The organism is Massilia sp. BSC265 (assembly GCF_000740675.1).
Classification (GTDB): domain Bacteria; phylum Pseudomonadota; class Gammaproteobacteria; order Burkholderiales; family Burkholderiaceae_D; genus Telluria.
In genome coordinates this window covers 359,919-372,213 of the sequence record NZ_JPXI01000033.1, presented here as the reverse complement: position 1 = coordinate 372,213, position 12,295 = coordinate 359,919, and the positions used below count along the sequence as shown (strand labels likewise).

The window sequence follows — 12,295 nt, the reverse complement described above, 5'->3', positions numbered from 1 at the left end:
GGTGGGCGTCAGGCACCCTTGAAGCGTGCGATGGTGTCGATCAGTTCGTCCGCCACCACAGGTTTGACCAGGTGGGCCGCAAAGCCGGCCTGCTGCGACATCCGGCGGTCCTGTTCCTGGCCGTAGCCGCTGACGGCGATGAACGTGGCGCCGGCGCAGCGCGGCTGCTGCTTCAGGGTTTTGGCCAGCTCGTGTCCGCTCATGTCCGGTAACCCGATATCGAGCAGGATGAAATCGAAGTCCTTCCGTCCGGCGACCGCCAGCGCGGCCTGCGCCGAATGCTCGGTCCTTACCTCGTGCCCCGCGGTCTGCAGCAGCATGGTGAGGGTGTTCGCGGCGTCGACATTGTCATCCACCACCAGGATGCGGCTGGCCTGTGCGACGGCCGCGGTGGCAGCGCCGGTGGTAGCGGCCAACGTGCCGTGGACCGCCGGCAGCAAGGGCAGGTGAACGGTGAACGTACTGCCCTGGCCGGCGCCGCCGCTATGGGCCTCGACGCTGCCGCCGTGCAGCTCGACCAGCTTCTTCACCAATGCCAGGCCCAGGCCAAGCCCGCCCTGGGCACGGTCGGGCGTGCGCTGGCCCTGGGTGAACAGGTCGAACACGGCCGGCAGCAGGTCCTGGCCGATGCCGATTCCGTTGTCCTGCACCTCCAGGATCGCGCTCCCGTCCCGTTGCCGCAGGCTGACGCGCAGCGCGCCGCCGTCGGGCGTGTATTTCGCGGCGTTGCTGAGCAGGTTGGCCGCGACCTGGATCAGCCTGGTCCGATCGCCGCTCACAGGCATGGGATGGGCCGGGGTGTCCAGCGCCAGGCGATGGCCCCGGGCTTCGATCAGGGGCGTGACCTGCTCGACGGCTTCGCGCAGCACGTCGCCGAGTTCCACCTCGGTCTTGTTGATCGTGACCAGTCCACGGGTGACGCGCGACACGTCCAGCAAGTCATCGACCAGATGCGTCATGTGCGTCACCTGGCGCGAGATGACCTCGCTCGCCTGCCGGACCCGCGGCTCGTTCGCAAAGAGCATGCGCAGGAGCTGGGCGGCACTGCTGATCGGCGCGAGCGGGTTGCGCAGTTCGTGCGCCAGCATGGCCAGGAACTCGTCCTTGCGCCGGTGCTCCCGCTGCAGGTGCTCCTGCTGCCGCTGCAGGCGATCGAGCATCTGGTTGATCGACCGGGCGAGGGTGACCGTTTCGCTGCTGCCGGCAAGGTTGGCGCGCTCCCCGGCAATGCCTTCTTCGCCCAGCCTGCCGGCGAACTGCTCGAGCTTGCGCAGGTCCTGGGTCAGGCCAAGCGAAAGGCGCTTCCCCAGCAGGAACACCACCAGGGCGAGCAGGGCCGCGATGCCGCCGATCAGGTCGTACTGGGATGAGGGCGCCTCCAGGACATCGTCGAGCCCGGAGGTGTCGACGTGCAGTGTCAGGCCCAGGTGCGCGAGCTGGGCAGGCACCTTGACCGGCATCTCCAGGATGTCGTCTGCCTGCGCCGCCCGTGCCTGTCCCTTCCACCTCAGGGTGGATGACGGCCCCGGGTGCAGGTCCTGCATCGTGACCTTGTAGACCAGCGCACCCTCGGGGGTATTGGTGCGCGAATAGCGCAGCAGGCTGACGCCGACGAGTTCCGCGCCTTGCGGCCGCTGGAAAATGGCCGCGTTTTCCACGCCGCGATCGATGCGGTCGCGCAGCCAGGCAAGTTGCTCTTCGTCGAAGCGATCGAGGCCGTTGCCGGCAACCGGCTTGCCTTCGAAATCGGTGAACAGGACCTGGACCGGAATGCCGTCGATCTGGCGCAGGCCGCCGAGGAAGGGCGCCAGGTAGGTTTCCTTACCCGCACTGTCCACCAGGCCGGTTGCCAGGATGGGGCTGTTCGCTACTTCGCCCATGCGCGAGACGAGCGTGGCGAGGGTGTCGTTGACCGTTCTCGCATTAAACGCGGCCTCGCGCTGCTGCAGCAGCGCGACAGCGGAAGCGTGCTGGCGGTTGACCAGCCAGAGCGATGCGGCTGCCACCAGCAGCACGGCGACGCCGGCCAGGATGGCCGAGGCGAGCGCAAAGCGCTGCGTCAGGCTCGCAGTCCGGGAGGTCGACCAGGGCGCCATGATCAGTCGTCGGTCGGCACGAGCACGCCGTCCGCACGATAGCGGGCGATCAGGAGCTCGCGCGCGCTCAGCGCTTCATGGCGGGTCGGCGTGAAGGGCGGCGCATAGGTCTTCACCAGTCCGTGATGCACGCGCACCTTCTCCAGGGCGTCGCGCACGGCTTTCCTGTCGGTGCTTCCGGCCAGGTCGATCGCCTTGGCCAGGATGTGCATCAGGTCATAGGCATGCGCTACGCCCACCGGTCCCTGGATGTCCTCGATCCTGCGGACAGGAGACACGGTGGCGACGCTGCTCATGAAGCGCGCGAGCTGTTTCTTGTCGGCCCTGAAGAAGGAAAAGGTCTGGATGACGGAAAAGTCGACCTCGTTCAGGGCAGGGCCCGCTTGCCTGACGAACTCGCCGCCCGTGACGCCCCAGTGGCTCAGGATCGGTATGCGTTCGGCCTTCGGCAAGGCGGCCACTTCGCGCACCAGGATGGCTGCTTCATCGTCATTGGCGACCAGGACGATCGCCTGGGCGCCGGCGCTGCGCAGCGCCTTGTACTTGGCGACCAGGGACTGGTCGCGCCAGTTGTACCAGGCGGTCTGCACGATCGTGATGTCCGGCTTTGCGGCAGCGAACTTTTCGGCGGCAGCCAGGTTGCTGCGTCCCCATGAGGTATTGGTCAGCAGCAGCCCGACGCGCTGCAGGCCCCGCTTGTGTGCGGTCTGCAGCAATTTCGGCATGGCCAGGCTGTCCCGCAGCGACAGGCGGTAGGCGTAGTTGGGCTGCATGCCGTTGTCGATGATGCCGTCGGCCGACGACCAGACCGCCATGAACAAGGTCTTGGTCGCCTTCAGGGTCGGGAGCTCCTCGATGATCACGGGACTGAAGCGGCCTCCGAACACGGCGACCAGATCGGGCATGCGCGCAAACTCTTCGATGTTGCGGATGCCGCGGGCCGGAATCGAGCGATGGTCCTTGGTGACGAGTTCGAGGGGCCTGCCGTTCAATACGCCGCCGGCGCGGTTGATCTCGGCAATGGCCGTGCGCATGCCCAGCTCGACGGCCTGGGCCGAGGTACTGTTATCCAGGCCGAACTCGGCGTCAAGGCCGACGCGCACCGGCTTCGGCTCCGCGCTCGCCGGGGCGATCCACAGGACGATGACAATCAGGCTGGCAAAGATGCCGGCAACAAGCTTGCTCAAATGGGAAACGATGGGGGTCAACATAGCTGCTACGGTGAAATCGGTTCAGCATTGTAATCGGCAAACGCGCAGGCGCGGCCTCAATGAGCTGCCAAAGGCTCGTAGTTTGGCACGACGGAAATAACTTGGAATAGATAGCTTCCATTTTAGAGGAAGATTCTGGCTGTTGCTTGACAACAATTTGCTTTGCTAGTTTTGTAATTAGGTTCTAAGATGATTCAAAGAAAGATTTTAACCACCAAACGCGCCCATCTCATGAAAGTAAAGCTTTACAACGCTGAAGTTGACATCACCGAAGAGCGCAACGCATACCGTGAGGTACGCAGACGCTTCGCGAATCTTCCCGACGCAGCCGTGGACCAGTTCAACCAGGCCTATCGGGAATGTGGCGATTGCCACCAGTTCGCCGACATCGGCTATGCAAAGGGGCGCCAGATCATTGCTGCAGCGGCTCAGGTGGGCGTGGACTATCTTATCGAGCGTGGTTGCTATGACCTGACCCATGAGGTTTTTGTCGGGCAGTATCTGGCACCTTACCTGACCTGGGGCGCGGCATTTTCGGAGTGGGACAGTGTCTACGCCGAGATCATTGCCGAAGGTGCGGAGATGGAAGCCCACCGTCAGCGCCGCATGCAGAACCGCTCGCGCTTCGTGGGCGGAGGCTTCGGTATCGCGGGGGCGGTCAAGGGAATCGCCATGGCCGGCGCGGCCAATGCGGCATGGGGAATGGCCCACGGGTTGCGCAACGCGATCGGCAGCGCAAGCACACGCGCTGCGCAGAAGAAGCAGCTGAGCGCATTCTTCAACGACGAACAAAACCGGGCTTTCCTCGCCAACGCGATTCATCTCAACGTGAAGGCAGTACATGTGGCTGTATTCGAATTCATCGTGAAGAACGCCGATGGCTGCATGCCTGCATTCCTCGCTGACCTCGACCTGGTGGAACGGGCGGTCCGTCTGCAGAGGAACCTAATGGATGGAAAAATCCCGGTGAGCGCTGCGGCGGACGTGGTCCCGGAAATCCTCGAAGGCAATCCCTATGACGACAACCGGTATCGGCTCGCCTTGTCAGTGCTGGGGGATCCTGATCACGAGCTGGAATGTTACGGCTTGTCGCACGACATTGATGTCCTCGACATGAAGTTGCAACAGATTAAGACTGAGATCAATCCACTGTTCAGCGCGCCCCAGTTCTCGCCGGCTGCGGCGACCGAACAACTCACGGCGCTGGCGACCAGGCTTGGGTGCCTTTACGATGATGAAGTCGCTGCCCTCATGGAAAAAATCGACCAGAAGGGCCGGACGCTCGACAAGCACATTTACGCGACCGTCGATGAAATGCAGCAGGCCGAACGGGAGCGGGACCGCCTGCGGGATGCCCTTGGCGCAGTTGGCAGCGACCTGGGCGAAGAGCAGGTGAAGCTGGCGGGCCTGAAAGCGCAAAGCTACGTCTATCACGGCGCCGATGCAATCATCAGGGAGCTGCAGGACAAGCTGGACGCGATGGACATGAAGCAGCGTAAATTCGACGGACATGTCTATTCCTCCCAGGCCGAAGCCCAGCAGGCTCGCACAGACAAGAAAGCGATCCATGCGGTGTTCGTCGTCGGCAGCCAGATCAGCCAGGACCTCGACAAGGAACGGGAAAAACTCGCCCAGCTGCGGACGGGTACGTTCGTGTACCGCCAAGCAGGTGACATCCTCGATGCGTACGAAGAGAAGATCAATAGCGAAGAACTGCGGCACAAGACCTACGATGGACAGGTCTATCCTTCGCGAGCGGAGGCGGAACAGGCGCGACAACGACAAGCCATCGCTGAACGTGAGGCGCGCGTCAGTTCGTCACAGGCGTCCGATGTGGTCGAACGTTCCCGGGACAGCACCGAGGTACCCGCTGCCCCGCTGAAGTCGATCGGTGTGGGGCTGGCGTTTGGCCTGTTTATTTTCCCGTTCATGGCACCCTTGGTATTCCTCCGCAAGGCGTACACGGGAGGGGCCCGCATGTTCGCTGTTGCGGTATTTGCCGTCTACGCGTACGTCGGATACAACGTCTACCTGGACGATACGAGCACACGCTTGACAGCGCCGCAACTTGCGCAGTCGAGTAATCCGCCACCCCTTGTCCATCCGGTTGCGTTGACAAAGCCCGCGCAGCCCGACACGCCTCCGGCGACGTCGCAAGAGCCTGTGGAAGCTGCTCCACCTTTCGTGGGAAAGCGCATGTTCAATTTCATGGGAGGGAACGGAACGCAAAACGCGATCGTGATCGATGCGAACGGTCAGGCGCGGGTAGAAAGCCTGGGTACGACCGGCTCCGCCGTGGACTACGAAGGTCCTTTCGTCAACCCGCTTCCGTTCCAGGATGGCCGTGCATTGCTGTTCAGGGGCGGCGAAGTGCATCTGCTGAAGGGAGATACGGTGGAAACAGGATGTGCCGAGGAAGGCAAACCGTGCGTATCACAGTTGTATGCTGATTAAGGTCTGCCGCTCGGAGGACGGGTGAGCCGGGCATGATCGCTCATGGCTGGTCGGCTTGAGGCCGCCCCGTTGACGAGTCCGGAAATAGATTGACAGCTGTAAGCAGCAGGAAGAGTTCGTTCTTGCTTCCCCCCGAGCGCCCGATGAATCTCATCGGGCGTTTTGTCTTTCAATGCATCGCCGGGCGGCGAAACAGGCTACTCGTCGCACGAGGCGCCCGGCATCTGGTCGTCAGTCAAGAACGCTGTCCTGCCCGACAGCGATCGCCATACCTACGAGGAGGGCATACGGCGCGGGTCTGGCACTATGGCATCGAAAAGCCTGGCACTTGATTCGCTACCTGCAAAAAAAGGCTGGAACCCACGCAGGTTCCAGCCTTTTTTGTCGCCCTCGGTGTGCCGGCCTGGTAGACCGTACGCGCGGCTTGGATTGACGTGGCCATGATGAATCATGAGCAGATGAGTCAAGTGTAGTGGCTTCGCGGCAGTATGACGAGTCCATGCGCGTAACAACAACACCCTGCGTCCCTGTTTAGTCCAAGCAGCAGACACGCCGATCACATCTCATCGGCGATCAGCCCATGGGGTAAGGGCTCCGTTAAAACCGAAATGGTGGGAAAGTGTTCGTCTAGGCCAAGTTGATACTTGCCGAATGCCTGCACTGAAGAATTTCTCCCCTCGTGCTGCAGTTCCTTGACGTCATGAAGATGGTCGACCATATGGCCCTCCTTGTTTGTGTATCAGTGCAGCCACCATAAGCGGTTATGGTGCAGTGCACAATCCAACAAGGCTTGTCCGCTTGTAGTCATTTGCCTACTTTCCGGCGGTCAGTTGATGAGGAAAACAAAAGGCCGGAACCTTTGCAGGTTCCGGCCTTTTTCACTTGCAGGCGACCCGCTCGCGCGGGCCCCCTCCAATTACGCAGCCAGCAGCTGGCGCAGCACGAACGGCAGGATGCCGCCATGCTTGTAGTAGTCGACTTCGATCGGGGTGTCGATACGCAGCAGCACTTGGACTTCCTGCGATTCGCCGTTTTCACGGTGGATCACCAGGGTCGCCAGTTGTTGCGGCTTGATCTCGCCTTCCAGGCCCTTCAGGTCGTAGGTTTCCTTGCCGGTGATGCCCAGCGACTCGACGCTGTCGTTGCCGATGAATTGCAGCGGCAGCACGCCCATGCCCACCAGGTTCGAGCGGTGGATACGCTCGTACGAGCGCACGACCACGGCCTTCACGCCCAGCAGCTGGGTGCCCTTGGCGGCCCAGTCGCGCGACGAGCCGGTGCCGTACTCTTCGCCGCCGAAGATCATGGTCGGGGTGCCTTCCGCCACGTACTTCATCGCTGCGTCGTAGATCGACATCTGTTCGCCGGTCGGCTGGTGGATGGTGATGCCGCCTTCGACTGCGGAACCGTCGGCCTTCGGCGGGATCATCTTGTTCTTGATACGCACGTTGGCGAAAGTGCCGCGCATCATGATCTCGTGGTTGCCGCGGCGCGAGCCGTAGGAGTTGAAGTCCGCCTTCAGGACGTTATGTTCCTTGAGCCACTTGCCTGCCGGGCCGTCTTCCTTGATCGAACCTGCCGGCGAGATGTGGTCGGTGGTGATCGAGTCGCCGAACACGCCCAGTGCGCGCGCGCCGGTGATGCCGGTGGCGGCGGCCTTCGGAGTCATCTCGAAGTCGGCGAAGAACGGCGGCTCGGCGATGTAGGTCGACTCAGGCCAGTTGTACACTTGACCTTCGGTCGACGACACGCGCTGCCACAGTTCGCCCGGGTTGCCCTTCACGTCGGCGTAGTTCTTCTTGTACACCTCGGAGTTCATCGCCAGGCGCATCAGCTCGCCCACTTCCTGCGACGACGGCCAGATGTCGCCCAGGTAGACGTCGACACCGTTGGTGTCCTTGCCGACCGGCTCGCTCATCAGGTCCTTGGTCATGTTGCCGGCGATCGCGTAGGCGACGACCAGCGGCGGCGAGGCCAGGAAGTTCGAACGGATGTTCGGGTGGATACGCGCTTCGAAGTTGCGGTTGCCCGACAGGACGGCCGAGGCGACGATGTCGTTCTCGACGATCGCGGCGTTCAGTTCCGGGGTCAGGTCGCCGGCGTTACCGATGCAGGTGGTGCAGCCGTAGGCGGTCACGCCGAAGCCCAGCTTTTCCAGGTAAGGCAGCAGGCCGGCCGCGGTCAGGTACTCGGTGACCACGCGCGAGCCAGGGGCCAGCGAGGACTTGATGTGCGGAGCGACGGTCAGGCCGCGCTCGACCGCCTTCTTGGCCAGCAGGCCGGCAGCCAGCAGCACGCTCGGGTTCGAGGTGTTGGTGCAGGAGGTGATCGCAGCGATCAGGACGTCGCCGTTCTTCACGCGCACGCCGTTGGTCGTTTCGTAGACCTTGTGCAGGTCTTCCGGCGACTTGTTGAAGCCGTTCTGGGTGGTCGGCTTGCTGAACAGCTCGGTGAAGGTGTTCTTCACGTGGCCCAGTTCGATACGGTCCTGCGGGCGCTTCGGGCCAGCCAGCGACGGGGTGACGGTCGACAGGTCCAGTTCCAGCACGCGGGTATAGTCGATCTCGCCTTCCTGCGGGATGCCGAACATGCCCTGGGCCTTGTAGTAGTTCTCGAAGGCAGCCAGTTCTTCTTCGGTACGGCCGGTGCCGCGGAAGTAGTCGACGGTTGCTTCGTCCACAGGGAAGAAGCCCATGGTCGCGCCGTATTCCGGGGCCATGTTGGCAATGGTGGCGCGGTCGGTGGTCGACAGCGAGCGGGTGCCGGCGCCGAAGAACTCGACGAACTTGCCCACGACTTTTTCACGGCGCAGCATTTCGGTAACGGTCAGCACCAGGTCGGTCGCGGTGCAGCCTTCGCGCAGCTTGCCCTTCAGGTTGACGCCGATGACGTCCGGGGTCAGGAAGTAGACCGGCTGGCCGAGCATGCCGGCTTCCGCCTCGATGCCGCCCACGCCCCAGCCCACGACGCCGACGCCGTTGATCATGGTGGTGTGCGAGTCGGTGCCCACCAGGGTGTCCGGGTAGTACACGTCGCCCTGGCGCATGACGCCGCGGGCCAGGTATTCCAGGTTGACCTGGTGGACGATGCCGAAGCCCGGCGGCACGACGCCGAAGGTGTCGAAGGCCTGCATGCCCCACTTCATGAACTGGTAGCGCTCGTTGTTGCGCTGGAATTCCAGTTTCATGTTCAGGTCCAGCGCGCCCGGCTCGCGGAAGTGGTCGATGGTGACCGAGTGGTCGACCACCAGGTCGACCGGCACCAGCGGCTCGATCTTCTTCGGATCGGCGCCCATCTTGGCGGCCACGTTGCGCATCGCGGCCAGGTCGGCCAGCAGCGGCACGCCGGTGAAGTCCTGCAGGACGACGCGGGCGACGACGAACGGGATCTCTTCGGTGCGCTCGGCGGTCGGGGCCCAGTTGGCGAGCTGCTTGATGTGCTCTTCGGTGACCTTCTTGCCGTCGCAGTTACGCAGCACGGACTCGAGGACGATACGGATCGACACCGGCAGGCGCGACAGGTTCACACCGAGGGCTTCGCCCAGCGCCGGCAGCGAGTAGTACTGGCCGTTCTGGCCGGCGCCAGCCGGGAATTCCTTCAGTGTGTTCAGGGTGTTGCGAGACATAATCTCTCCTTCAGTGGGGATATGTGTTGTTATTCCGGTACTGCTAATACTGCTCGATTACAACCAGGCGATCCGACGGTGTCAGCCGCGGATCAGCCGTTCGATGAAGCAGGCGCTGCCGCCACGATCGGCGCCGCCTGCTCGGCGTTCTTGCATTCGTTGGCCAGCTGCCGGTTCAGCTTCGAATCCAGCAGGATGCCCTTGGCCGGGATGCCGATCCAGATCAGTCCCCAGTGCGGGTTCTCGAAGCGCTGCGCGCCGGTGGTCGTGCCGACACGGGTCAGGCGGTGCAGGCGCTTCTTCCAGCGCAGGGCAATGTGGCCGTCTTCTTTTTCGTTCTTGTAGATCGTGATCTTGTTGCCAAGTTCGCAATCGAATTCGGTGACGACGGTGTCGGTGATGTCCGGCTCGTCGATGACCTCGGCGCCATAGGCCGAAGCGGCAACGGCTGCTGCGGCGCCGGCGCCGGCGGCCGCCTTCTTTGCCTTCGAGGTCGGCTTGGCCTTCGTCTTTGCCTGGGCTTTCAGGACGGCTTCGGCTTTCGGGTGTTTTTCGGTGGCGGCAACCGCGTTGGTGCAGATGCTTGCGGCCGCGAGCGCAAACGCGCTGGCGGCAAAGAGTCGGGAGAGGAGGGTGGCCATTAGTTGGAATCCGTGTGGTTGACGATCGCCGCAGCGGCTTCCGGCAGCGCCAGGCCTGCCAGTTTTGCGCGCTGCAACACGGTCCAATAATATCGGTAGCTCGCGCGGTCGTGCAAGCGACCGTGTTGCGCGATCGGCCCCCAGTTCGCGGCCATGGCCTCGGTCAAGATATTCGTCGCTTCGTTCACTTCCGACAGGCGCGGCGTGAAGGCTTTCAGGATCGGCTTGATCTGGTCCGGGTGGATGCTCCACATGCGGGTGAAGCCGAATTCCGCGCCGGCGCGCTGGGCGTCGTTGGCCACGACCGCGCTGTCCTTGATGTCGGTGGTGACGTTGTGCGAGGGTACCTTGCCGTGCGCATGGCAGGCCGCGGCCATCTCCAGCTTGGCACGCACTACCAGCGGGTGCGTAAACTGGCCCGGGGTGCGCATGGCGCTGGCCGGCACCGCGCCGTAGTGGGCGGAGACGAAATCCATGATGCCGAAAGACAGGCACTCGACCTGGGGCAGGGCGGCGATGTCGTAGGCCTCGCGCAGGGCGCAATGGGTCTCGATCAGCACGTGCACGGGAAGATCGTCGCGGCCGGCCTTGACGGCATGCTCGTTGATCAGGTCGATGGCGCGGATCACTTCGTCGGCGCTCTCGACCTTCGGCAGCACCACGTAGGCCAGGCGCTCGGCGGCGCTGCCGACGATGGTGGCGACGTCGTTCGCGAAATGCTCGCTGCCGGTGTCGTGCAGGCGCACGCCGATGCGCTTGAAGCGGTTGTCGTCGCTATTGACGAGGCTTGCCACGAGGGTTGCGTGCGCGGCTTCGCTACCCGCGACGGCGCCATCTTCGCAGTCAAAGGTGATGTCGAAGACGGGCCCAAGCTCTTGTTGCAGGGCCATCGATTTGCGCATCAGCTTCTCCGAGCCGGCGTAGTGGTCGCAGGCGGGAAGGAGGAGCGGCTGGCGTTTGCCCTGGAATAAAACCTCGGAAGGATGCATGGTATGTCTTGAAGCGGATCGGCCATGCCGCGCAGCGGACTGCATCGGCATGGCACGGTTAGCGCGGCCGGATGGCCGCGCCGGGATTGTTGCCTGAGCCGGCAGCTCAGCTCAGCAGATGAGCGACGCCGGCCTTCTCTTCTTCGAGTTCTTTCAGCGTCAGGTTGATGCGCTCCTGCGAGAAGGCGTCGATTTCCAGGCCCTGCACGATCTTGTACTCGCCGTTTTCGGTGGTCACCGGGAAGCCGAACATGGTGCCTTCCGGGATGCCGTACGAACCGTCCGACGGGATGCCCATGGTGGTCCACTTGCCGCCGGTGCCCAGCACCCAGTCACGCACGTGGTCGATCGCTGCGTTGGCGGCCGACGCCGCAGACGACGCGCCGCGCGCTTCGATGATGGCCGCGCCGCGCTTGCCGACGGTCGGCAGGAAGGTGTCGCGGTTCCAGACGTCGTCGTTGATCAGTTCCTTGACCGACTGGCCGTCGACGGTCGCGAAGCGGTAGTCGGCGTACATGGTCGGCGAGTGGTTGCCCCACACGGCCATCTTCTCGATCGCGCCGACCGGCTTGTTCAGCTTGGCGGCAACCTGCGACAGGGCGCGGTTGTGGTCCAGGCGCAGCATGGCGGTGAAGTTCTTGGCCGGCAGGTTCGGGGCCGACTTCATGGCGATGTAGGCGTTGGTGTTGGCCGGATTGCCGACCACCAGCACCTTGACGTCACGCGAAGCGACGGCGTCCAGGGCCTTGCCCTGCACGGTGAAGATCTGGGCGTTGGCTTCCAGCAGGTCCTTGCGCTCCATGCCCGGGCCGCGCGGACGGGCGCCGACCAGCAGGGCCACGTCGGCATCCTTGAAGGCGGTCATCGGGTCGGCGTGGGCGGTCATGCCGGCCAGCAGCGGGAATGCGCAGTCGTCGATTTCCATCATGACGCCCTTGAGCGCCTTCTGTGCCTTCTCGTTGTCGATCTCGAGCAGCTGCAGGATGACCGGCTGGTCCTTGCCCAGCATGTCGCCGTTGGCGATGCGGAACAGCAGGGAATAGCCGATCTGGCCGGCCGCGCCGGTAACGGCGACGCGCATTGGGGTTTTTGCCATGATGAATCTCCAAAGTGGGAAGAAAATCGTTCGAACGACAGCGGTCGAGCCGAAGGTGCGTATTCTGGAAGCTGCAATGATACCAAAAGCGCACCGTGTCAATTGGATATCGCGCGCGTAGCGACAGGGTAGGCGCGGAGGTCCAAGCCGACCGCGAGTTTATGCCTCGAGTGTTCTATCTGT

The 12,295-nt window shown here is 63.3% G+C and carries 8 protein-coding genes; 1 reads left to right on the top strand and 7 read right to left on the bottom strand.

Going from position 1 to position 12,295, the window contains the following annotated elements; all coding sequences use genetic code 11:
* Positions 1–8 precede the first annotated feature (8 nt).
* Together MA09_RS23730 and MA09_RS13850 are read right to left on the bottom strand one after the other, a co-directional pair.
* A complete protein-coding gene (locus MA09_RS23730) occupies positions 9–2,096 on the bottom strand; it encodes an ATP-binding protein (RefSeq protein WP_051933429.1) in 2,088 nt (695 codons plus the stop codon).
* A gap of 2 nt (positions 2,097–2,098) precedes the next feature.
* On the bottom strand, positions 2,099–3,283 hold the full coding sequence (locus MA09_RS13850; protein WP_200883068.1) for an ABC transporter substrate-binding protein: 1,185 nt from the start codon (positions 3,281–3,283) through the stop codon (positions 2,099–2,101).
* A 213-nt stretch (positions 3,284–3,496) separates the two neighbouring features.
* Between MA09_RS13850 and MA09_RS13845 the strand changes: the two genes are divergently transcribed.
* The gene (locus MA09_RS13845; protein WP_152594656.1) at positions 3,497–5,761 is read left to right on the top strand and encodes a hypothetical protein; all 2,265 of its coding nucleotides are present in this window, start codon (positions 3,497–3,499) and stop codon (positions 5,759–5,761) included.
* Between the two features lie 556 nt (positions 5,762–6,317).
* Here MA09_RS13845 and MA09_RS24860 read toward each other — a convergent pair.
* The 5 genes from MA09_RS24860 to MA09_RS13825 form a co-directional block, all read right to left on the bottom strand.
* Positions 6,318–6,479 (bottom strand): hypothetical protein, encoded by a 162-nt coding sequence (locus tag MA09_RS24860; protein WP_161783223.1) that lies wholly within the window; start codon positions 6,477–6,479, stop codon positions 6,318–6,320.
* Between the two features lie 198 nt (positions 6,480–6,677).
* The gene (gene acnA, locus MA09_RS13840; RefSeq protein ID WP_036249407.1) at positions 6,678–9,386 is read right to left on the bottom strand and encodes an aconitate hydratase AcnA; all 2,709 of its coding nucleotides are present in this window, start codon (positions 9,384–9,386) and stop codon (positions 6,678–6,680) included.
* A 92-nt stretch (positions 9,387–9,478) separates the two neighbouring features.
* Complete coding sequence (locus MA09_RS13835) at positions 9,479–10,027, bottom strand: hypothetical protein (RefSeq protein ID WP_036249404.1); 549 nt, start codon at positions 10,025–10,027, stop codon at positions 9,479–9,481.
* On the bottom strand, positions 10,027–11,016 hold the full coding sequence (locus tag MA09_RS13830; RefSeq protein WP_036249401.1) for a CoA ester lyase: 990 nt from the start codon (positions 11,014–11,016) through the stop codon (positions 10,027–10,029). The genes MA09_RS13835 and MA09_RS13830 overlap by 1 nt, the downstream gene beginning before the upstream one ends.
* A gap of 106 nt (positions 11,017–11,122) precedes the next feature.
* Positions 11,123–12,112: a malate dehydrogenase gene (locus tag MA09_RS13825; RefSeq protein WP_036249398.1), complete on the bottom strand. Its 990-nt coding sequence runs from the start codon at positions 12,110–12,112 to the stop codon at positions 11,123–11,125.
* Positions 12,113–12,295: the final 183 nt, after the last annotated feature.